This is a genomic window from Lampropedia aestuarii, from assembly GCF_004803635.1.
Taxonomy (GTDB): domain Bacteria; phylum Pseudomonadota; class Gammaproteobacteria; order Burkholderiales; family Burkholderiaceae_C; genus Lampropedia; species Lampropedia aestuarii.
On record NZ_SSWX01000003.1, the window covers coordinates 63,653 to 85,811 of the forward strand.

Sequence of the window (22,159 nt, forward strand, 5' to 3'; positions counted from 1 at the left end):
TCTCTCCTGTGTATGGGGAATAGACGGTGTATTGCACGCGAATATAGCAAAGCTTGCGCAGCAGTTGTTGCATCGCTGCATGCGATCGCCAATTGGCTGTTTTGATCAGGTGTGGCCTGCCAATGGACGGATCAAATGCTTGCGCCTCAAAGCCGGTGAAAATCGCTATCCACTCAGTGAGTTGTTGCGATTGAAGCTGCTTGGATGCAGAAAGCGCGCGGCCAGGCCTGGCTTGCAGGCCAAGCAACTCTTTTCGAGCCTGTTGCCAACATCATGGTCCACGTTGCAGTAGGCGTTGTATGGCGCTGTATGGCGCTGCACTCAAGCCCAAGCAGGCAGGGCAAGCCCTCCCCATGAAAGCGGGCGCCGTGAATATGCGTGAATGAGGGCAGGGGCAGGGGCGTTTGCAGGCTATTTGCAAAGCCCCTGGCCTTGTGCGCATGGGCCGGGTTTACGCCGCCTGCTGCGACATGCCTTGGTGGCGCAGCAATGCATCAAGCGCTGGCTCGCGGCCGCGGAAAGCCTTGAAAGACTCCATCGCTGGGCGACTGCCACCTGCCTCAAGAATATTGTGCAGATAGCGTGCGCCAGTTGCAGCATTGGCTACTCCTGGCGCAATCGCTTCTTCTTCAAAAGCGGCATAGGCATCAGCGCTTAGTACTTCAGCCCATTTGTAGCTGTAGTAACCCGCTGCATAACCGCCTGCGAAAATGTGCGAGAACGCATGCGGGGTGCGGCTGTATGGCGCTGCTGGCAACACACTGACTTCGGCGCGCACTTCTTTGAGCAGCTCCAGCACTTGGGGCTGTGCAGCGCGGTGCAGCAGCATGTCAAACAGTGCAAATTCGACTTGGCGCAGGGTTTGCATGCCGCTTTGGTAGTTTTTGGCCGCCAGCATTTTGTCATACAGCGCGCGTGGCAGTGGCTCGCCGGTTTTCACGTGGGCGGTCATCTTCTGCAGCACTGGCCATTCCCAGCAAAAGTTCTCCATGAACTGGCTGGGCAGCTCGACCGCATCCCATTCAACGCCGCTGATGCCAGAGACGTCGCGTTCATTGACTTGCGTCAGCAAGTGGTGCAGGCCATGGCCAAATTCATGGAACAGCGTGATCACATCGTCGTGCGTCAGCAAAGCCGGTTGTCCGTCGGCTCCAGAAGAGAAGTTGCACACCAAGTAAGCGACAGGGGTTTGTAGCTGGCCCGTGTCTGGGCGCAACCAACGCCCGCGCATATCGTCCATCCAGGCGCCACCGCGTTTGCCGGGGCGGGCGGGCTGGTCGAGGTAGAACTGACCGATGAGTTGGCCGTCGCGCTCAATGCGGTAAAACTCGACTGCGCCGTGCCAAACAGCGGCCAATTCAGGCTTGATTTGCACGTTAAAGAGCTGCTGAATGATCGCAAACAGGCCATCAATCACTTTTGGGGCGGCAAAGTACTGGCGCACTTCCTGGTCGCTGAAGCTGTAGCGCGCTTCTTTGAGTTTTTCAGAAATATAGGTCCAGTCCCAGGGCTGGGGGTCGTCCAATCCCAATTCTTGCTTGGCAAAGTCGCGCAGATCTTTTGCATCCTGTTCAGCAAACGGACGCGCACGCGCCGCCAGGTCACGCAGGAAGTCGACCACTTGCGTGGACGAGTCGGCCATTTTGGGCGCCAGCGACAATTCGGCGTAGTTGTCAAAGCCCAGCAACTGGGCTTCTTCAGCACGCAGCTTGAGGATCTCGGCAATCACCGCCGTGTTGTCCAATTCCTGCTGCTCTTGCGGTGCCAGGTCAGAGGCGCGGATCGCATTCGCATGGAACAGGCGCTCACGCAAGTTGCGGTCTTCGGCGTATTGCAGCACCGGCAAATACACTGGCATTTTCAGCGAAAGTTTGTATTGGCCTTCTTTGCCGTCTTCGGTGGCGGCTTCGGCGGTCGCATGCAGCACATCTTCAGGCAGGCCTGCGACTTCTGCTTCGCTGGCGTAGTAGCAGTAGGCATCGGTCGCATCCAGCACGTTTTCGCTGAATTTTTGCTGCGCAGCGGCCAAGCGTTCTTGGATTTCGGCAAAACGCACGCGGTCCTGGCCTTGCAGTTCGGCGCCAGAGAGCACAAAGCCGCGCAGTGACAAATCCAAGGCACGGCGTTGTTCGGCGTTGAGTGTGCTGGCGTCCAGTTGTTTGTACTTGGCGTACAGGCCTTCATTGGCACCCAGACGTGTCCAGAAATCGGTGACCACAGGCAGGGCTTCGTTGTAGGCTGCGCGCAAAGCCGGGGTGTCAGCGACGCCATTCAAATGGTTGACCACGCCCCAGGCTTTGGAGAGGCGCTCGGTAGCCACGTCCAGGACTTTGGCCAGTTCATTCCAGTTGGCGGGAAAGTCGGCTGCCGTGACGGTGTTGAGCGCCGCATCGGCTTGCTCAATCAGGGTTTGGATTGCAGGTTGGATATGCTCGGGCCGAATTTGGTCGAATGCGGGCAAGTCGGTAATAGAGAGCAGCGGGTTGTTTGACGACACAGTAAACCTCCAATCGTGATGCGTACCAGATGGTAGATAAAGCCAAAGCCAGGCGTTTCAAGCAGGCGCTTGGTGGATCGGCCTGCTAGCTCAGGCGCTGGGGCGGACTTGTTGCATTGCGCAAGCCCGCGATGGCTTGCCGTTTGATTAGCGTTTGGCCGATTCAATCGTATTGGCCAGCAGCATGGTGATGGTCATGGGACCGACGCCGCCTGGCACGGGGGTGATCCACGAGGCGACTTCTTTGACACCCTCAAAGTCCACGTCGCCGCACAGTTTGCCTTCGGCATTGCGGTTCATGCCCACATCCAGCACGACCGCGCCGGGCTTGACCATGTCAGCCGTAATCAGGTTGACTTTGCCAACGGCGGCAACAATCACATCGGCCTGGCGGGTCATCGCGCCCAGATCGGCGGTGGCGCTGTGGCAAATGGTCACGGTGGCACTGCGCCCCAGCAGCATCATGGCCATTGGTTTGCCGACGATGTTGCTGCGACCGACCACGACGGCGTGTTTGCCGCGCAAGTCGTAGCCAATGTCATCGAGCATCTTCAGGCAGCCATGCGGCGTGCAAGGCCAGAAGCCGTGTGGCAGGCCGGTCATCAAGGCGCCAGCGCTGGAGATATGGAAGCCGTCCACGTCTTTTTCTGGCGCAATGGCTTCGATGACGGTGTCGGCATCGATGTGTTTGGGCAGGGGCAATTGCACCAGGATGCCGTGAATGGCGGGGTCCTGGTTGAGCTTGTCAATGTGCGTTAGCAGTTCAGCCTGGGTGGTGCTGGCATCGAGTTTTTCCAGCACCGAGTGGATGCCAGTGTCTTCGCAGGCCTTGATTTTGTTGCGCACATAGACTTGCGAGGCCGAGTCCTCACCAACCAGGATCACGGCCAAGCCAGGGCGTTTGCCTTGTGCGGTGAGGGCACCTACTTCTTCCTTGAAGCTGGCGCGGAGTTTTTTGGAAAGGGCAAGGCCGTCAATGATTTGAGCTGTCATAACAAACTAGAGAGTCCAGGACTCATGTAAAGGTGAGTAAACACGTTCTAAGTGGTTGTGCAAGGCCTGAGGCTGGTCTGCACAATGGTAAAAGCGGCCCTCAGGCCGCTTCAGCGATGTCAACAAACAAGGCAGGCAGCACGCTGATCGAGCAGTCTCTGTGCCAAGCTTACACCGTGCGCCAGGCTTGTGTCGGCTCAGCCTGCTTTGGCACCAGCCGGGTTGTTGCCAAGCGCTACTTTGAGCAAATCGGCTACGGTGTTGGCGCCCAGCTTCTCCATGATGTTGGCGCGGTGCGCTTCGACGGTTTTGATGCTGATATTCAGGTCATCGGCAATTTGCTTGTTCAAACGGCCTGCAACAATGCGCTCTAGCACCTGTGACTCTCGGGCTGTGAGTTTGGCCAGCAAGGCATCGCGTGTGGCCGCTTGTTGCTGGTCGGAGAAGTTGCTCTGCGCTTGCTCAAGCATGCGCGCGACCAGCGACGTAATGGCCTCTTCATCAAAGGGTTTTTGAATGAAGTCGATCGCGCCTTTTTTCATTGTGTCAACTGCCATTGGCACATCGCCATGGCCTGTGATGATGGCAATTGGCAAGGCCGAGCCGCGGGCCACGAGCTTTTCTTGCAATTCCAGGCCCGACATGCCATTCATGCGGATGTCGGTGATCAGGCAGGCGACTTCGCGGGCGTCGTAGTGGCTCAAGAACGCTTCAGCACTGTCAAAACAACGCACGTGAAAATCACGGCCTTCCAGCAACCACTGCAGTGAGTCGCGAATCGCTTCATCGTCATCAACGATGTATACGGTACCTTTTTTATTGCCAATGGTCATAAGTCTCTCAAGTTGTCTTCAAGGTTAAGCCGCAAAAAGCCTGCAAAAGGGCAGAGCCACGAAAAAAGGGTGAAGGCCTCAACCCAAAATAGGTCCCGGCAATCCATCGGCTGAGTCATCTTTGTGGGAAGAGGCCGGCAGCCAAAATGAAAATTCACAACCTATTACCAAGTCCTCATTGTAGAGGTTGCGCACTTGCATTTTGCCTTGATGCGATTCGACGATGCTGCGGCACAAATTCAAGCCTATGCCCATGCCATCTTTTTTGGTCGAATAAAACGCATCAAACAATTGCTGGAGTGCATCCTCGGGCATGCCCGTGCCTTGGTCCGTGATGGTAAATAATACGCCAGCATTGTCTTTGCGTACATCCAAATCGATGCTTCTTTGCCCTACAGGACGATTGGCAGCGTTGATCGCTTCGGCTGCATTCTTCAACAAATTGATTAATACCTGTTCAATCAAAATGGCATCGACCTCGACTGCTGGCAGATTGGGGGCCAAATGCACATTCAGGCGCGCGTTGTGCTTGCGAATTTCAATATTGGCCAACTCAATGGCTTCCGCGACCAGGCGCTGAGGCGCGCAGGGCTCTTGGTTGGACGCGCTGCGTTTGACGAATGAGCGGATGCGGTGGATCACTTGGCCTGCACGCAGTGCCTGGTGGGCTGTTTTCTCCAGCGGCTCAACCATTTGCTCCAGCGTGATTTTGCCGGCCTTGATGCGTGTGATCATGCCGTTGGTGTAATTGCTGATCGCGGCCAGCGGCTGGTTGAGTTCATGCGCGACGCTTGAAGCCATCTCACCCATGGTCATCAGGCGGCTGACGGCTTCCATTTTCTCGACTTGTCTTGCCGCTTGCTCTTCGGCTTGCTTGCGTTTGGTGATGTCGGTGGCAATCAGCATTTGTGCCAAGCGGCCATCGACCCAGTCGAGGTAGCGTGAGCGAATTTCCAGCCATTTGCCCAGCGACTCGATATAGATTTCTGCATGCTCGGAGTTGGCTGTGGTGATGACATCAGTGGGCAGGCCCATCAACGCATCCTCTTCATTGGTATCGTCGCCCGAGCGCTGGTTATTGCTGGCGCCCGCTTGTGCCAGCATCAGCATATGGCCTTGGCTTTGCGAGCCAAACCATTGACGGTAGAGGCGGTTGGCAAATACCAATTCGTTGCTGCCTAGTGGTGCGACGGTGATGGAGGCATCCAACGACTCCAGCACCAGCGTGAAACGGTCATGGGCGGCTGCCAGTTGCTGGCGAATCCGGTTGGGTTCGGTGATGTCGTTGATGGTGGTGAGCCAGCCGGTTTGCATGCCCCGCTCATTCATTAAAGGCGAGAGGAAAATGCGCGCATCAAACGTGGTGCCATTTTTGCGGCGCATGCGCAATTGCAAGCCGCCTGGGTAGTGCTTGCCTGAGAGCTCGGACTGAAAGCGTTCGGTGAGAATTTCGCGGTCCTTGCGTGGCCAATAAGGAAAGGGCGCCTTCATGCCGACCATCTCAGCCTGCGTCCACCCGACCATGCGGCTAAAGGCGGCATTGGTATAGGTGGTGACGCCTTCTAAATCCAGCACACGGATACCGGTGGTCAGCGAGTTCTCAATGGCCAGGCGGAAGCTCGACTCTTGCTCTAAGCGACGCTGCGCCTGCAAGCGCCGACGGCTCAGGCGCCAGTTCATCAGCAGCATGCCTGCGGTGCTCAGTCCCAGCAAAGTCAGCAAGGCCAGCAGTGCTCGGCGGGTGATGCTGCGGTCAGAGCGGTAGACGGCCGTGCTCAATTGCAATTGGTCACCCAATGAGCCAATCGGTAGCACCAAGTGGGTGGGCGCCAGCAGCGTGGAAGAGGCACGAGCGCGCTCACCGCCCACAAAGCGCTCCAGGGTGGCTGAGCCTGCGATCAGCCGACCCGATTGGTTGATCAGTGCGACTGCCAGATTGGGGTCGGTGTTTTGGCTCAGCACCTCATTGAGCAGCATTTGCGGCGCATATTCGGCCACCACGGTGCCCAGGTAGACGCCGTTGATGCGAATGGGCACAAACAGGCGCAGCACCGGTGGCTCGCTCACCACCGTGTTGTCTGAGGTGGTAGTGTTTTGGCCGATCACCGCCCAGTGGCCTTGGGGCATTTCTTCGAGCTCGCCCTCATCCCAAACCTGGCCAACGAGGCGACGCAGACGGCTGGGCAGCATGGCCGATTGGTGGGTGCTGATGACGCGCTCATGCGTGTCAAACCATGTCAAAGAGTACAGCGATAAATCCTGTGCCATCAAGGCTCTCGCGCCTTTGTCAAAGCCGATACCGGTCGCAGGCGTGACCATGCCATACACCAGCCGCTGCACCTCTTCCTGCTTTTTGAACAGCTGCTCGTTCATGCGCAGCGCCAAGAAATGGCTTTGCTGCTCCAGCATTTGTTCTTCGCGGGCTTTTTCCTCCGTGCGGATAAACCAATAGGCGCCCAGCACAACCATCATGAACAAGGCGACCGTAAGCAGCGGTATAAGAAAAGCCAGTCGCTCTTGGGTGCGTACTGGCAAGGCAGACCATTTGCGCCAAACCGCCACAAAAGGGCGGCGTGTTGCGCGTTTGATGTTGCTGGACTCGGATTCAGGACTTTGCGTCATGCAGTTTGAAGCGGCTGAGGGCTGCAGTTATTAGCGGGCTTGGATGGGGGCATTACACCCTGTTTATCTTCTCTATGCAGTCATGCAAGACATAAAAAAACAGACAAGGCGCGCAATGCGTTGTGTTGCGCTCTGACGCTGTTTGCGTCGAGAGCATCAACACGATCTTAGAACTGAGCCACAGTTTCAACGCGGTTTGCGCTGAAATGGCGAACAAATGATTGGAGAGCGGTTCATAGTGCAGATTGTGACCTTCTTGTCTGTTGTGTAGTGCAACTTGTGCGAATGGCTGCGATTCCTGCTTGTCGAAAGTTTGTAAATTTCATATTATAAAAACAATAATCTTAATTTGAAAAAAATCAAATCTCATGCGACACTTCGGGTGTTCTTAAAAAGTACAGGGCAAATCGCGCTTTGAGCTTCACTTGAGGCCCAAGGCTACGGCAGCGGTGCAGATGAACCGAAGAGGGTTCTGCAAGGCCTGGTTGAGCAACAACTGCCGAATGGTTTTTGGGCTTCGTGCTACTGTGCAATAACGGAATAGACGCAAGGCAGACACTGCGCTAGAAGGTAGGCCCTATCGGTGTATGGGGCTGAAAGGACGGAGAATGGACCGTCTGATTCTTTGCATGGTGTTTGTAGACAATGGTTCAATCCCTTGGAGACTGATCAATGAGTACGACTGACAACCAAGCAGCCGCTAGCCAGGCTGCGGATATCGACAACCAAGAAACCCGCGAGTGGCTGGACGCTTTGTCCGCCGTGATTGATCGTGAAGGTGCCGAGCGCGCGCATTACCTGATTGAGCAAATGCTGGAGTTGGCGCGACAAAACAGCATTGACTTGCCGTTTTCTGCCACGACTGGCTACGTCAATACGATTGAGCCTACCCAAGAGGCGCGTTGCCCTGGCAATATCGCGATTGAAAAGCGCCTGCGTGCCTACATGCGCTGGAACGCGATGGCGATGGTGGTGCGTGCCAACCGCATCAATCCAGCCGATGGCGGCGATCTGGGCGGCCATATTGGCTCTTTCGCCTCGGTGGCCAGCATGTTTGGTGCTGGTTTCAACCACTTCTGGCACGCGGCCAATGAAGAGCACGGCGGTGATTTGCTGTACATCCAGGGCCATAGCGCGCCTGGTATTTACGCCCGCGCGTATCTGGAAGGCCGCCTGACCGAAGAGCAGCTCGACAATTTCCGCCAGGAAGTCGACGGCAATGGCCTCTCGAGCTACCCGCATCCAAAACTGATGCCAGAATTCTGGCAGTTCCCGACGGTATCAATGGGCCTGGGCCCATTGATGGCGATCTACCAGGCCCGTTTCCTGAAGTATTTGCACGCCCGTGGCATTGCCAATACCGAAAACCGCAAGGTTTGGGTGTTCTGCGGCGACGGCGAGATGGATGAGCCAGAATCGCTGGGTGCAATCGGTCTGGCTGCACGGGAAAACCTGGACAACCTGGTGTTCGTGATCAACTGCAACTTGCAACGCCTCGATGGCCCTGTGCGTGGCAACGGCAAAATCGTGCAGGAACTCGAAGGCGAGTTCCGTGGCTCCGGCTGGAACGTCATCAAGCTGCTGTGGGGCTATGGCTGGGATGAGCTGCTGGCCCGCGACAAGAGCGGCAAGCTCAAGCAGTTGATGATGGAGACGCTGGACGGCGACTACCAAGCGATGAAGGCCAATGACGGGGCGTTTGTGCGCAAGAACTTCTTTGGCAAGTACCCAGAGACGGCCAAGCTGGTCGAGCACATGAGCGACGAGGAGATTTTCGAGCTGCGCCGTGGTGGTCACGAGCCCGCCAAGGTGTATGCCGCATTCCATGCCGCCCATAACAACACCACAGGCCAACCGACGGTGTTGCTGGTCAAAACCGTCAAGGGCTATGGCATGGGCAAGGCCGGTGAAGGTAAAAACACCGTTCACCAGACCAAAAAGCTCAGCGACGAGGATATCAAATACATCCGCGACCGCTTCAGCATTCCTATTCCAGACAGCGAGCTGGACAAAATTCCTTATTACAAGCCTGCCGATGACACGCCTGAAATGCGTTATCTGCACGAGCGTCGTCAGGCCCTGGGTGGTTACCTGCCTAAGCGCCTGCCGCAATCGGACGAGCGCTTCACCGTGCCTGCGCTGGAGACCTTCAAAGCGATTTTGGAGCCCACTGCCGAAGGCCGTGAAATCTCCACGACACAAGCGTACGTGCGCTTTTTGAACCAGTTGTTGCGTGATCAGGATCTGGGCCCACGTGTGGTGCCAATCCTGGTGGACGAGGCCCGTACCTTTGGTATGGAAGGCCTGTTCCGTCAAATCGGTATTTACAACCCCAAAGGCCAGCTGTATACGCCAGTCGATAAAGACCAGGTGATGTACTACAAGGAAGACAAAGCCGGTCAAATCCTGCAAGAAGGCATCAACGAAGCCGGCGGTATTGCCAGCTGGATTGCTGCGGCCACGTCGTACTCGACGAACAACCGCATCATGATCCCGTTCTATGTTTACTACTCTATGTTTGGCTTCCAGCGCATTGGCGACTTTGCCTGGGCGGCGGGCGATATGCAGGCGCGCGGCTTCTTGCTGGGCGGCACTTCGGGCCGCACCACGCTCAACGGCGAAGGCTTGCAGCACGAAGACGGCCACAGCCACATCCTGGCCGGCACCATCCCGAACTGCATCAGCTACGACCCGACCTTCGCCCACGAAGTGGCGGTGATCATGCAAGATGGTTTGAAGCGCATGGTCGAGAAGCAAGAGAACGTGTTCTACTACATCACCTTGCTGAACGAAAACTACGCAATGCCTGGCTTGAACCCTGGTTCTGAGGAGCAAATCCTCAAAGGCATGTATTTGCTGCAGCCTGCAGCCGATGGCAAAAACCACCGCGTCAACCTGCTGGGCTCGGGCACGATCCTGCGTGAATCCATGGCTGCCAAAGAGCTGCTGGAGTCTGAATGGAACGTGGGTGCCGACGTGTGGAGCTGCCCAAGCTTCAACGAATTGACGCGCGATGGCCAGGACGTCGAGCGCTGGAACCTGCTGCACCCCACTGACAAGGCCAAAGTGTCGTTCGTGGAAGAGCAACTCTCCAAAACCTCCGGCCCTGTGATCGCCTCGACCGATTACATGAAAAACTACGCCGAGCAAATTCGCCCGTTCATCCCTAAAGGCCGCAGCTACAAAGTGCTGGGCACTGACGGTTTTGGCCGCAGCGATTTCCGCTACAAACTGCGTGAGCACTTCGAGATCAACCGCCACTACATCGTGATTGCGGCGCTCAAGTCGCTGGCCGATGAAGGCGCAATCCCAGCCGAAAAAGTGGCCGAAGCCATCAAAAAATACGGCATCAAGACCGACAAAATCAACCCCCTGTACGCGTAAATCAGCGCAACGAACGTGAGAAGGAGATAACACAATGGCTCTGATAGACGTGAAAGTTCCAGACATTGGCGACTTCGATGAAGTGGCGGTGATTGAGATCCTGGTCAAAGAAGGCGATACGGTCAAAGCCGACCAAAGCCTGCTGACCGTGGAATCGGACAAGGCCTCGATGGAGATTCCATCGAGCCATGCAGGCGTGGTCAAAAGCATTGCCGTCAAGCTCGGCGACAAGGTCAAACAAGGCTCGGTGATCGTGCAAGTGGAAGCCGAAGGCGCTGCAGCAGCAGAAGCTGCCAGCGCAGCTGCACCTGCATCTGCACCCGCTCCGGCGGCTGCACCGGCACCGGCCGCACAAGCACCAGCACCTGCCTCTGCACCCGCAGCAGCCCCGGCTGCTGGCGGTGCTTCGGTTGAGCTGCGTGTGCCCGATATTGGCGACTTCAAAGATGTGGCCGTGATCGAATTGCTGGTCAAAGCCGGTGACACCGTCAAGGCCGAGCAAAGCCTGATCACAGTGGAATCCGACAAAGCCTCGATGGAGATTCCATCGAGCGCTGCTGGCGTGATCGAATCGCTCAAAGTCCAAGTGGGCGACACCATCAACAAAGGCGATCTGGTGGCGATTCTCAAGGGCGAAGCTGGCGCAGCTGCGCCTGCGGCCGCCGCAGCGGCACCAGCTGCTGCTCCTGCCGCACAAGCCGCTGCTGCCAGCCCAACGCCTGCTGCTTCGGCTGCGGCTCCGGTAGCTGCCGCACCTGCTGCAGCGCACAAGCCAGCTGAAAATCCACCGACCAGCCAATTGCCGCATGCATCGCCATCGATTCGCAAGATGGCGCGTGAATTGGGTGTGCCGCTGACAGAAGTCAAAGGCACAGGCCCCAAAGGCCGTATCACTCAGGAAGACCTGCAAGGTTTTGTCAAAGCCGTGATGGCTGGCAGCCTGCGTACTGCCGCTCAAGGTGCAGCGCCTGCAGCCGGTGGTTCTGGCGTGGGTCTGGACTTGTTGCCATGGCCCAAAGTCGATTTCACCAAGTTCGGTGAAGTGGAGGCCAAGCCGCTGTCGCGCATCAAGAAAATCTCGGGTGCCAACCTGCTGCGCAACTGGGTGATGATTCCGCACGTGACCAACAACGAGGATGCCGACATCACCGAGCTGGAAGCGCTGCGCGTACAACTGAACGCAGAAAACGCCAAAGCCAAGAGCGATGTGAAGTTCACGATGCTGGCGTTCCTGATCAAAGCCTCGGTGGCCGCGCTCAAGAAATTCCCTGAGTTCAACACCAGCCTGGATGGCGATAACCTCGTCTACAAGAAGTACTACCACATCGGCTTTGCCGCCGATACGCCCAATGGCCTGGTCGTGCCGGTGATCAAAAACGCCGATCAAAAGAGCTTGTCCGAGATTGCGCTGGAGATGACCGAGTTGTCCGGCAAAGCCCGTGCAGGCAAGCTGAGCCCCGCGGAGATGACCGGTGGTTGCTTCTCGATCTCGTCCCTGGGCGGCATTGGCGGCACCAGCTTTACGCCGATCATCAACGCACCAGAAGTGGCCATTTTGGGCGTTAGCCGCGCGGCGATGAAGCCGGTCTGGAACGGCAAGGAATTCGAGCCACGCCTGATCTGCCCGCTGTCGCTGTCGTATGACCACCGCGTCATTGACGGGGCTTCGGCTGCGCGTTTCAACGCCTACTTGGCGCAAGTGCTGGCGGACTTCCGCCGCGTGATGCTCTGATCAGGGAGGAAGACAAGATGGCAAACATAGATGTCCAAGTTCCTGATATTGGCGACTTCGATGAAGTCGCGGTGATTGAGCTGCTGGTCAAGGTCGGCGACAAGGTCAAGGCCGACCAAAGCCTGATCACGGTCGAATCCGACAAGGCCTCGATGGAAATACCATCGAGCCATGCGGGCACCGTCAAAGAGCTGAAAGTGCAACTGGGCGACAAGGTCAAGCAGGGCTCGGTCCTGCTCGTGCTGGAAGCCGAAGCGGGCGCAGAAGCACCTGCCGCAGCCCCAACACCGGCTGCCGCTCCTGCAGCAACACCCGCCGCCGCGCCAGTGGCTGCGGCTCCTGCACCAACGGCTGCACCAGCGCCACAGGCGGCTGCGTTCAGCGGCACTGTGGATCTGGATTGCGATGTGATCGTTTTGGGCGCAGGCCCTGGCGGTTACTCTGCGGCCTTCCGCGCTGCTGACCTGGGTCTGAAAACCGTGCTGGTCGAGCGCTTCCCAACCCTGGGTGGCGTGTGCCTGAACGTGGGCTGCATCCCCTCCAAAGCGCTGCTGCACGTGGCCGCTGTGATGGACGAAGCCAGCCACCTGGCCGATCTGGGCGTGAGCTTTGCCAAGCCGGAAGTGGACGTGGACAAACTCCGCGCCCACAAAGAAAAAGTCATTGGCAAGCTGACAGGCGGTTTGGCTGCGATGGCCAAAATGCGCAAAGTCACTGTGGTGCAAGGTAAGGGCGAATTTGCCGGTGCCAACCATTTGACCGTGACTGGAGATGACGGCAAGGCACAAACCATCCAGTTCAAGCGTGCGATCATTGCGGCCGGGTCTGAAGCCGTGAAACTGCCATTCCTGCCGGACGATCCACGCGTGGTGACCTCCACAGGCGCTTTGCAGTTGCGTCAGAAACCCAAGCGCATGCTGCTGATTGGCGGCGGCATCATCGGTCTGGAGATGGGTACCGTCTACTCCAGCACCATGGGCACGCGCCTCGATGTGGTTGAAATGCTCGACGGTCTGATGCAAGGCGCTGACCGCGATCTGGTCAAAGTCTGGCAAAAAATGAATGCCGACCGTTTCGACAACATCCTGTTGAAAACCAAAACCGTCGGTGCCGAGGCTACGCCAGAAGGCATCAAGGTCAGCTTTGAAGGCGAGGGCGCGCCCGAGCCACAAACCTACGATCTGGTGCTGCAAGCCGTGGGCCGCGTGCCGAACGGCAAGCGCATTGGTGCGGACAAGGCCGGAGTGGCGGTGGGCGAGCGCGGTTTCATCGACGTCGACATCCAGATGCGCACCAACGTGCCGCACATCTTCGCGATTGGCGACATCGTCGGCCAGCCGATGCTGGCGCACAAAGCCGTGCACGAAGCCCATGTGGCCGCAGAAGTGATTGCTGGTGAGTTGCTGAATGACGAGAAACTGGCCAAGGCCGCGTTCAACGCCCGTGTGATTCCATCGGTGGCCTACACCGATCCGGAAGTGGCATGGGTGGGTTTGACCGAAGACCAGGCCAAGGCCCAAGGCATCAAGGTCAAAAAAGGCCTGTTCCCTTGGTCGGCCTCGGGCCGCGCGATTGCCAATACCCGCGACGAAGGCTTTACCAAGCTGCTGTTCAGCGAGGAAACGCACCAAATCGTCGGTGGCGGCATTGTCGGCACGCATGCGGGCGACATGATTGGCGAGATTGCGCTGGCCATTGAAATGGGTGCTGATGGCGTGGACATTGGTAAAACCATCCATCCTCACCCGACCTTGGGTGAATCGATTGGTATGGCCGCTGAAGCCTACGAAGGCGTGTGCACCGATTTGCCTCCGGTGAAAAAACGCTAAGCCGTCGCCAGCGCTGCGATCCGGCTGTGGTCCAGCCGTTGCGCACCCAACCGCCTCTTAGCCGAGGCGGTTTTTTTATGCCTGTGCCAGTGCGACCGCCTCGGCCAATAAGCAAACTCTGACGTGGCCGAGTGCGATCACGCTGCAGCCAGTGCCACGCCGAAGGCGTGTGAACGCCAGCGTTGTGCAGCCAAGCCTTCCAGCAGGCAAAGTTGCTGTGGCAGTCCATTGACGCATCGCGCAACTGCAACTGCAGCTGCTGCAGGTTTCATATGCCGCTTTGCAGAGATGCAGCAGCAACGTGGGGGCGATGCGCTGGTCTTAAACGCACGCAAGGCATGCATGGATCAGGGTATGCATGGCGATAACGTTTTTCATTTGGTGATTCGGGCTTGATCACGCATATTCGGGGGCGATAATCAGCAACTTGAGCGCCAAAAAAGCAGTAATTTTTAAGAGGACTGTGCATGCATATCCATGCCGACTTCAGCCGCCCAGCGATTGTGGCGGCCGAGCAATACCAGTGGCAGGCATCGCCGCAGAATGGGGTTGAGCGTGTGATGCTCGACCGTATCGGGGCCGAACAAGCCCGTGCAACCAGCATTGTGCGCTATGCACCAGGCGCCTATTTTCCACGCCACGCGCATCCTGGCGGTGAGGAAATTCTGGTGCTTTGCGGGACTTTCTCGGATGAGCGCCAAGACTTTCCCGCAGGCTGGTATTTGCGCAATCCTCCCGGCTCCAGCCACCAACCCTACAGCGCTGAGGGCGCTGTGATTTTTGTCAAGCTGCGCCAGATGTCCGCCAGCGAGGCGGATGTTGTGCAAGTCAATACAGCAGATCCTGCCACTTGGCAGCAGCAGGGGCGCCGCAGTGTCTGTGAGCTGTTTGACGATGGCCACGAGCAGGTGCGCATATTGCGTTGCGCTGCGCTGGAGCCGCTGTGGGATGCACCACCGAATGGTGCTGAGTTACTGGTGCTGGCTGGCAGTGTGCGCTGGCAGGCACAGGACTATGGAGCTAGCAGCTGGCTGCGTTTACCCGCCACCGCTGTGCAAATGCAGCGCCTGTGCGCCGGCGCAGATGGCGCAACGATCTACCTCAAAAGCGGGCATTTGCCCCCAATGGAGCCGATGGCATGAGTGGTGCAGACTACCTGGATGCGCTGCCAGAGTCGGTGCAGCGTGCCAATATTTGGCGTTTATCACTGGCCCAGGCTTTGGCCGGGGCCAATGGTGTGGTGGTTTTTGCCACTGGGGCGATCGTGGGCAACCAGCTCGCGCCTGCACCAGCCTTGGCGACCTTGCCGATTTCGATTTTCGTTGTGGGCATGGCTGCCTGTATTTTCCCATTGGGCGCGCTGGCCCAGCGCCACGGTCGGCGGGCGGCTTTTTTGGTTGGCACCGCAGCAGGGGTTCTGGCTGGGCTATTGGCCATGGCGGCCCTGTTGTGGGCTTCATTTTGGTTGTTTTGCCTCAGCACCTTTTTGGCAGGCAGTTATGCTGCGGTGGTTTTGTCATTCCGTTTTGCCGCTGCTGACGGTGTGGCGCCACAGCGGCGTGCACGGGCCTTGTCACTGGTGATGGCCGGAGGAGTTGCCGCTGGCGTGGTGGGGCCTCAGTTGGTGACCTGGACCATGGCATGGTGGCCTCTGCATGTATTTGCTGCGACCTTTGTCGTACAGGCGGCCGTGGCCGTGGCCTCGGCCTGGGTCTTGCTGGGCGTGCAGTTGCCGATGCCAGCCAAGACCCAGGCGATGCCGCAAGGGCGACCACTGGCAGAAATTGCCTTGCAGCCGCGGTTTATTGCGGCAGTGATTTGCGGTGCGGTGTCGTACATGCTGATGAATTTTTTGATGACCGCTGCACCCTTGGCAATGCATATGTGCGGGCATTCGCAAGCATCTGCCAATCTGGGCTTGCAATGGCATGTCATTGCCATGTATGCGCCCAGTTTTTTTACCGGTCAACTGATCAGCCGCTTCGGCGCGGTGCGTGTCGCGACCTGTGGGCTGGTTTTGACCGGCTTGTCTGCTGTGATCGGCCTCAGTGGCATGCAGGAGTGGCATTTCCATGGCTCGTTGTTGGTGCTCGGGCTCGGCTGGAATTTTGGTTTTTTAGGCGCGTCTGCGCTGGTGCTGGAGTGTCACCGGCCGGAAGAGAAAAACCGTGTGCAGTCGCTCAATGACTTCATTGTGTTTGGTCTGATGGCCATCGGCTCATTCTCTTCTGGAGGCCTGCTGTCCGCTTATGGTTGGGCTGCGGTGCTTTGGGTGTCGTTTATTCCTTTGGCGGTTGCTGCTGTGGCCTTGGTATGGACGGTTCGCAAAGGCCGCAGCATGGCTGTAGCACCATAGGTATTGCATGCGTCAAGGCAGCTCATGCGCTGCATCTGATCTTGTTGCACCAGCGAGTTCCAGCGCGTGCACCAAGGTATGGGTGTTGAGCTGCGCGGCCATGTAGGCCATTGCGGCCAATACATTGTTGGGGAGGGGCGGCAGTGACTTGCCTGGCGCAGCACCGCAATGCGTGCGTGCGCTGCTGTTGACCATGTTTGTACTGCTGGTGCAGCCCGGTTACATGCCACTATGTAAGGCATTTGCCATTCTGTGCGGTGGCGTTGGCTTGCTTTGGCGCTGGCCAATAAAAAAAGCACCTGCTAATCGTGCAGGTGCTTTTTAAATAGGTGGGTGGTGGGTGCTAACGGGGTCGAACCGCTGACCTACGCCTTGTAAGGGCGCCGCTCTACCAACTGAGCTAAGCACCCCACCTGCAATGGCATGGCAATCAATGCCCTGTCATTTAAAACGCAAAAAGCAATCAGATACGCATCTAAATGCTTTTGAAAAGGTGGGTGGTGGGTGCTAACGGGGTCGAACCGCTGACCTACGCCTTGTAAGGGCGCCGCTCTACCAACTGAGCTAAGCACCCCACCTGTCATGTGGTCTCTTTGAAGAGGCCGCCATTAGAACATAAAAAAAGCGGCTCGATGGCCTTAATTGCTTTTTTCTTGAAAACGGTGGGTGGTGGGTGCTAACGGGGTCGAACCGCTGACCTACGCCTTGTAAGGGCGCCGCTCTACCAACTGAGCTAAGCACCCCACCGGCAATGGCATGGCAATCAATGCCCTGTCATTTAAAACGCAAAAAGCAATCAGATACGCATCTAAATGCTTTTGAAAAGGTGGGTGGTGGGTGCTAACGGGGTCGAACCGCTGACCTACGCCTTGTAAGGGCGCCGCTCTACCAACTGAGCTAAGCACCCCACCTGTAATGTGGTCTCTTTGAAGAGGCCGCCATTAGAACATAAAAAAAGCGGCTCGATGGCCTTAATTGCTTTTTTCTTGAAAACGGTGGGTGGTGGGTGCTAACGGGGTCGAACCGCTGACCTACGCCTTGTAAGGGCGCCGCTCTACCAACTGAGCTAAGCACCCCACCGGAAAAAAGTTATTTTACAGCATCTTTGAGTGCTTTACCGGCACGAAACTTAGGAACTTTGGCTGCTTTGATCTTAATTTCAGCGCCAGTTTGCGGATTGCGGCCTTTTCGTGCTGCGCGCTTGGACACTTCAAATGTACCAAAACCTACAACAGCGACGCTGCCGCCTTTTTTCAGAGTCGTTTTAATCGCTTCAATAGTGGCATCCAAGGCGCGAGCTGCGGCGGCTTTGGAAATATCTGCATTGGCTGCGATGTGCTCAACAAGTTCTGTTTTGTTCACGATATGCCTCTTCTCAAATGAAAAATTCTAGGCTGCAACAAGCTAAGAAGAAATCCCTCTGCTGGCTTGGTTCCAAACCCTGACAAACGATTGAATAAAGAAAACCACAAGTGGCAGATTAAATAGTGGCCCCATCGTACTGTCAAGGGGGTTTGGGCGTGCCTGCCGCTCTCAATTTCTACTTTTGCAACTGTGCCTTGATGGCGGTTGAGGCTTGGTTGATGTAAAAAACCATGGACCATACTGTGAGGACGGCGGCGATCCACAGTAAAACCTGACCGACGACGAGCGTGTGGAACAGGTTCAAAAGTACGCCATCAAACAATAAGAAGGGGATTGCTACCATTTGCACCGTGGTTTTGACTTTGCCAATCATGTGCACGGCAACGCTTTTGGAGGCGCCGATTCGGGCCATCCATTCACGCAGTGCTGAAATGGCAATTTCCCTGCCGATGATGATTAAGGCCACGAACACATCAATTCGTTGCAAATGTACCAATAGCAACAGGGCTGCGCATACCAGAAACTTATCGGCTACAGGGTCTAAAAATGCCCCGAATGCCGAAGCCTGCCCCAGTTTGCGAGCCAAATAACCGTCCAGCCAATCGGTGATGGCAAACACAATGAACAAAATGGCTGCCGTCCAGTTGGCCAATTCAGTCGTGATTGGCACGTAATACAACACCACGATCAATGGAATGGCAACGATACGACTGAGCGTGAGTAAGGTGGGCAGATTCAATTGCATGGTGTTCACAATGCTGGAGTGAGTAGGGCAGGCAACGCCAAGCTGGCTGTCGTGGGCACTGCATGGCTGGGCAAAGGCAAAAGCCAGTTGCAACCATATTGGACTGGTGTGAGCGCCAATGCTGTGGACAAGCTGTAATACAACTGCATCTATTATCAAGGGGTTTGGGGCGCTTGTAATCTAAGAGCCTGTTCACCATCTCGACACGCAGGGCCAAGCGCACACTAGCGCAATGCGGCTTGCCCGTTGTGCGCATTTTTCGCATGCCAGCTATTCCTTTTTAGGCATTCTCAGCAGCAGCCCAAAAGCCTAAACTGGCCCTCCATGACGAACAGGATGTGTGCAACACCATTGTGTTGATGCCCATGCCAACAACCCATTTAGAAGGAGCTGATGATGATTGAAAAACGTGCTTTTGACTCGCTCGGTGGTGAAAACCATGGCTGGCTCAACGCCAAACACCATTTCTCATTTGCCAATTACCACGATCCAGAGCGCCACAACTGGGGAGCATTGCGGGTCTGGAATGACGACACGATTGAAGCCGGTACAGGCTTTCCGCCACATCCGCACAATGACATGGAGATCATTACCTATGTACGCAAAGGTGCGATCACCCACAAAGACAGCTTGGGCAATGTGGGGCGTACCGAGGCCGGTGATGTGCAGGTGATGAGTGCGGGCACGGGTATTCGCCACTCGGAATACAACTTGGAATCTGAGGCAACGCAGATTTTCCAAATTTGGATTTTCCCTAATAAAAAAGGCGATGCACCGGCTTGGGGCAGCCAGCCTTTTCCAAAAGGCGAGCGCTCTGGCCAGTTTGTGGTCTTGGCCAGTGGCATCGAGGGCGATGACAATGCCTTGCCGATTCGCACCAACGCCCGTGTGGTAGGGGCGACTGTGCAAGCGGGCCAAACGGTGGAATATGCGTTTGATGATGCTTCGCGCCTGGGGTATTTGGTGCCAGCAACTGGTCGCATCAAAGTCAATGGCGTCGAAGCCAATGCCCGTGACGGGATTGCGATCAAGGATGAGGCGGTGCTGCGCATCGAGGCACTGGAAGATTCGGAACTGGTGTTGGTCGATACCGCTGATTTGCACTAAAGCACTGAGATTGTGAATCTGAGCGCCTGGGCTTGCGCAGCCTCAGGCACTTGAGCTGTACGCGCATGTGATGGCTGGCACAACTGGGAAGTGCCAGCCATTTTTTATGCATAGGGCGGTCTTGCGCAGGGCTTGTATAGGGGTTTTTGGACAAGTGCAGCAACACACAGCAGGCAGGTAGACAGGCAGGCCAGTCATGCATGGGCACTTGCCCTATAACATGGCTGCAATGCTGCACTGCACGATGCATAAATTGCTTTTTTCCCCCTACAGCGGTGGGACAGGTCTTGTATAAGACTTTAAAAACGACGACAATCAGTGGTGTTCGTTTCCGCAATATGACATTGCGTTGCATATCGACAGACAGCCAGCGTCAGGAAGGCTCTACAAGGCTTCTTAAACTGGCTGTCATCAGTGACAGTCCCCATCCGAATACTTGCTAAAGAAAGCTCAGATGACCACCCAACCTACTATCATCTACACCCTGACCGACGAAGCCCCTCGCTTGGCAACTGCAGCGTTTTTGCCTGTGGTGCGCGGCTTTGCCAGTGCTGCCGGCATCAATGTGGCAGAGAGCGATATTTCGCTGGCAGCAAGGATCTTGGGTGAATTCCCTGATCACCTGACCGCTGAGCAACAAGTGCCAAACAACTTGGCCGATTTGGGCGTCTTGACGCTGACTCCTGAAGCCAACATCATCAAACTGCCCAACATCAGCGCTTCCGTGGGCCAGCTCAAAGCCGCGATCAAAGAGTTGCAAGACAAAGGCTATGCCATTCCTGATTTCCCAGAGAACCCAAGCACTGACGCAGAAAAAGACATCAAAGCGCGTTACTCCAAATGCCTGGGCTCGGCGGTGAACCCAGTGCTGCGTGAGGGCAACTCTGACCGCCGCGCGCCTGCCGCCGTCAAAAACTACGCGAAAAAACACCCGCACTCCATGGGCGAGTGGAAGCAGTGGTCGCAAACTCATGTGTCGCACATGCACGAAGGCGATTTCTACCACGGTGAAAAATCGCTGACTTTGGACAAAGCCCGCGACGTGAAAATGGAGCTGATCACCAAAGACGGTAAAACCGTGGTGCTCAAGCCCAAAGTCGCGCTGCAAGAAGGCGAAGTGATCGATTCGATGTTCATGAGCAAAAAAGCGCTGTGCGACTTTTATGAGCGTGAGATCGAAGACTGTAAAGAAGCCGGCATCTTGTTCTCCTTGCACGTCAAGGCCACGATGATGAAGGTTTCCCACCCGATCGTATTTGGCCACTGCGTCAAAATCTTCTACAAAGAAGCGTTCGAGAAACACGCCAAACTGTTTGATGAGCTGGGCGTGAACGTGAACAACGGCATGGCCGATCTGTACGCCAAAATCGCTACGCTGCCCAATTCGCTGCGCGAAGAAATCGAGCGCGATTTGCACAAGTGCCAAGAAGACCGCCCTGCATTGGCGATGGTTGATTCGGCCAAAGGCATTACCAACTTCCACTCGCCTAACGATGTGATCGTTGATGCATCCATGCCAGCGATGATCCGCAGCGGCGGCAAAATGTGGGGAGCGGACGGCAAGCCATACGACTGCAAGGCCGTGATGCCAGAGTCGACCTTTGCCCGTATCTACCAGGAAATGATCAATTTCTGCAAATGGCACGGCAACTTCGACCCACGCACCATGGGCACTGTGCCAAACGTCGGTTTGATGGCGCAAAAAGCCGAAGAGTACGGCTCGCACGACAAAACCTTCGAACTGGCAGAAGCCGGCACCGCCAACATCGTTGACCTGGCCACCGGTGAAGTGCTGCTGACCCAAGAAGTGGAAGCGGGCGACATCTGGCGCATGTGCCAGGTCAAGGACGCACCAATCCGCGACTGGGTCAAACTGGCTGTCACACGCGCCCGCAACTCCAACACGCCTGCGGTGTTCTGGCTGGATCCGTACCGTCCTCACGAGGCCGAGCTGATCAAAAAGGTCAAGCTGTACCTGAAAGACCACGACACCAACGGTCTGGACATCTTCATCATGTCCCAAGTGCGCGCGATGCGCTACACCCTGGAGCGCGTCGCCCGCGGTCTGGACACGATCTCGGTGACCGGCAACATCCTGCGCGACTATCTGACTGACTTGTTCCCAATCATGGAACTGGGCACCTCGGCCAAAATGCTCTCCATCGTGCCTTTGATGAACGGCGGCGGTTTGTACGAAACCGGTGCAGGCGGCTCTGCACCTAAGCATGTGCAGCAATTGGTGGAAGAAAACCACCTGCGCTGGGATTCGCTGGGTGAGTTCTTGGCATTGGCCGTTTCTTTTGAGGAGCTGGGCATCAAGAACAACAACGAGCGCGCCAAGCTGTTGGCCAAAACCTTGGACGAAGCCACAGGCAAACTGCTGGACGAGAACAAGTCCCCATCGCGCCGCACCGGTGAGTTGGACAACCGTGGCAGCCAGTTCTATATTGCGCTGTACTGGGCCCAAGCCCTGGCCGAGCAAACCCAGGATGCTGAGCTGGCCGCGAAGTTCGCCCCAGTGGCCAAGCAGCTGGCTGAGAACGAAGCCGCGATCGTGGCCGAATTCAAAGCCGTGCAAGGCAAGGCCGCCGACATTGGTGGTTACTTCCAGCCTGACGTGGCCAAGCTGGATGTGGTGATGCGCCCAAGCAGCACATTCAACGCCGCTATCGCAGCCTTGGCCTAAGCGCGCACCA

At 56.6% G+C, this 22,159-nt stretch carries 14 protein-coding genes and 5 tRNA genes; 7 read left to right on the forward strand and 12 right to left on the reverse strand.

The features are described 5' to 3' along the window. Window positions 1–451: 451 nt before the first annotated feature. The 4 genes from E8K88_RS03020 to E8K88_RS03035 form a co-directional block, all read right to left on the reverse strand. Window positions 452–2,497, reverse strand: a complete 2,046-nt coding sequence (locus E8K88_RS03020) for a M3 family metallopeptidase (RefSeq protein WP_136405179.1) — start codon at window positions 2,495–2,497, stop codon at window positions 452–454. Window positions 2,498–2,644: 147 nt separating this feature from the next. Further along, a complete protein-coding gene (gene folD, locus E8K88_RS03025) occupies window positions 2,645–3,490 on the reverse strand; it encodes a bifunctional methylenetetrahydrofolate dehydrogenase/methenyltetrahydrofolate cyclohydrolase FolD (protein ID WP_136405180.1) in 846 nt (281 codons plus the stop codon). Between the two features lie 197 nt (window positions 3,491–3,687). After that, window positions 3,688–4,323, reverse strand: coding sequence for a response regulator transcription factor (locus E8K88_RS03030; RefSeq protein WP_136405181.1), 636 nt, complete (start codon window positions 4,321–4,323; stop codon window positions 3,688–3,690). Between the two features lie 78 nt (window positions 4,324–4,401). Then, on the reverse strand, window positions 4,402–6,945 hold the full coding sequence (locus E8K88_RS03035; protein ID WP_136405182.1) for a PAS domain S-box protein: 2,544 nt from the start codon (window positions 6,943–6,945) through the stop codon (window positions 4,402–4,404). A gap of 672 nt (window positions 6,946–7,617) precedes the next feature. Here E8K88_RS03035 and aceE point away from each other — a divergent pair. The 5 genes from aceE (at window position 7,618) to E8K88_RS03060 (ending at window position 16,246) form a co-directional block, all read left to right on the forward strand. After that, entirely contained in the window at window positions 7,618–10,329 is a 2,712-nt protein-coding gene (gene aceE, locus E8K88_RS03040; protein ID WP_136405183.1) for a pyruvate dehydrogenase (acetyl-transferring), homodimeric type, read from the forward strand. Between the two features lie 34 nt (window positions 10,330–10,363). Then, entirely contained in the window at window positions 10,364–12,061 is a 1,698-nt protein-coding gene (gene aceF, locus E8K88_RS03045) for a dihydrolipoyllysine-residue acetyltransferase (RefSeq protein WP_136405184.1), read from the forward strand. Window positions 12,062–12,078: 17 nt separating this feature from the next. Further along, complete coding sequence (gene lpdA, locus E8K88_RS03050) at window positions 12,079–13,890, forward strand: dihydrolipoyl dehydrogenase (RefSeq protein ID WP_136405185.1); 1,812 nt, start codon at window positions 12,079–12,081, stop codon at window positions 13,888–13,890. A 467-nt stretch (window positions 13,891–14,357) separates the two neighbouring features. Beyond that, window positions 14,358–15,032: a cupin domain-containing protein gene (locus E8K88_RS03055; protein WP_136405186.1), complete on the forward strand. Its 675-nt coding sequence runs from the start codon at window positions 14,358–14,360 to the stop codon at window positions 15,030–15,032. Further along, window positions 15,029–16,246 carry an MFS transporter gene (locus tag E8K88_RS03060; protein WP_136405187.1) on the forward strand — a complete coding sequence of 406 codons (1,218 nt, stop codon included), beginning with the start codon at window positions 15,029–15,031 and terminating at the stop codon, window positions 16,244–16,246. The genes E8K88_RS03055 and E8K88_RS03060 overlap by 4 nt, the downstream gene beginning before the upstream one ends. Before the next feature lie 12 nt (window positions 16,247–16,258). Here the strand turns inward: E8K88_RS03060 and E8K88_RS03065 are convergent, their stop codons facing one another. From E8K88_RS03065 to pgsA, 8 genes are all read right to left on the reverse strand, one after another. Then, window positions 16,259–16,441, reverse strand: a complete 183-nt coding sequence (locus E8K88_RS03065) for a hypothetical protein (protein ID WP_136405188.1) — start codon at window positions 16,439–16,441, stop codon at window positions 16,259–16,261. 139 nt (window positions 16,442–16,580) lie between these two features. Beyond that, window positions 16,581–16,656: transfer RNA gene (locus E8K88_RS03070), tRNA-Val, on the reverse strand. Window positions 16,657–16,744: 88 nt separating this feature from the next. After that, a tRNA-Val gene (locus E8K88_RS03075) sits at window positions 16,745–16,820 on the reverse strand. A 93-nt stretch (window positions 16,821–16,913) separates the two neighbouring features. Next, window positions 16,914–16,989, reverse strand: a tRNA-Val gene (locus E8K88_RS03080). Between the two features lie 88 nt (window positions 16,990–17,077). Continuing rightward, window positions 17,078–17,153, reverse strand: a tRNA-Val gene (locus tag E8K88_RS03085). A gap of 93 nt (window positions 17,154–17,246) precedes the next feature. Then, window positions 17,247–17,322: transfer RNA gene (locus E8K88_RS03090), tRNA-Val, on the reverse strand. Window positions 17,323–17,335: 13 nt separating this feature from the next. Continuing rightward, on the reverse strand, window positions 17,336–17,608 hold the full coding sequence (locus E8K88_RS03095) for an HU family DNA-binding protein (RefSeq protein WP_136405189.1): 273 nt from the start codon (window positions 17,606–17,608) through the stop codon (window positions 17,336–17,338). A 178-nt stretch (window positions 17,609–17,786) separates the two neighbouring features. Then, the gene (pgsA, locus tag E8K88_RS03100; protein ID WP_136405190.1) at window positions 17,787–18,356 is read right to left on the reverse strand and encodes a CDP-diacylglycerol--glycerol-3-phosphate 3-phosphatidyltransferase; all 570 of its coding nucleotides are present in this window, start codon (window positions 18,354–18,356) and stop codon (window positions 17,787–17,789) included. Window positions 18,357–18,752: 396 nt separating this feature from the next. Between pgsA and E8K88_RS03105 the strand changes: the two genes are divergently transcribed. Next, window positions 18,753–19,463 carry a pirin family protein gene (locus tag E8K88_RS03105; RefSeq protein ID WP_136405346.1) on the forward strand — a complete coding sequence of 237 codons (711 nt, stop codon included), beginning with the start codon at window positions 18,753–18,755 and terminating at the stop codon, window positions 19,461–19,463. A 454-nt stretch (window positions 19,464–19,917) separates the two neighbouring features. Further along, window positions 19,918–22,149, forward strand: coding sequence for an NADP-dependent isocitrate dehydrogenase (locus E8K88_RS03110; protein WP_136405191.1), 2,232 nt, complete (start codon window positions 19,918–19,920; stop codon window positions 22,147–22,149). Window positions 22,150–22,159: the final 10 nt, after the last annotated feature.

Excerpts from the sequence above, each read along its gene's own strand:
- folD (WP_136405180.1), bottom strand. The coding sequence starts at position 3,490 with ATGACAGCTCAAATCATTGACGGCCTTGCCCTTTCCAAAAAACTCCGC.
- E8K88_RS03030 (WP_136405181.1), bottom strand. The coding sequence starts at position 4,323 with ATGACCATTGGCAATAAAAAAGGTACCGTATACATCGTTGATGACGAT.
- E8K88_RS03035 (WP_136405182.1), bottom strand. The coding sequence starts at position 6,945 with ATGACGCAAAGTCCTGAATCCGAGTCCAGCAACATCAAACGCGCAACA.
- aceE (WP_136405183.1), top strand. The coding sequence starts at position 7,618 with ATGAGTACGACTGACAACCAAGCAGCCGCTAGCCAGGCTGCGGATATC.
- aceF (WP_136405184.1), top strand. The coding sequence starts at position 10,364 with ATGGCTCTGATAGACGTGAAAGTTCCAGACATTGGCGACTTCGATGAA.
- lpdA (WP_136405185.1), top strand. The coding sequence starts at position 12,079 with ATGGCAAACATAGATGTCCAAGTTCCTGATATTGGCGACTTCGATGAA.
- E8K88_RS03055 (WP_136405186.1), top strand. The coding sequence starts at position 14,358 with ATGCATATCCATGCCGACTTCAGCCGCCCAGCGATTGTGGCGGCCGAG.
- E8K88_RS03060 (WP_136405187.1), top strand. The coding sequence starts at position 15,029 with ATGAGTGGTGCAGACTACCTGGATGCGCTGCCAGAGTCGGTGCAGCGT.
- E8K88_RS03065 (WP_136405188.1), bottom strand. The coding sequence starts at position 16,441 with ATGGTCAACAGCAGCGCACGCACGCATTGCGGTGCTGCGCCAGGCAAG.
- pgsA (WP_136405190.1), bottom strand. The coding sequence starts at position 18,356 with ATGCAATTGAATCTGCCCACCTTACTCACGCTCAGTCGTATCGTTGCC.
- E8K88_RS03105 (WP_136405346.1), top strand. The coding sequence starts at position 18,753 with ATGATTGAAAAACGTGCTTTTGACTCGCTCGGTGGTGAAAACCATGGC.
- E8K88_RS03110 (WP_136405191.1), top strand. The coding sequence starts at position 19,918 with ATGACCACCCAACCTACTATCATCTACACCCTGACCGACGAAGCCCCT.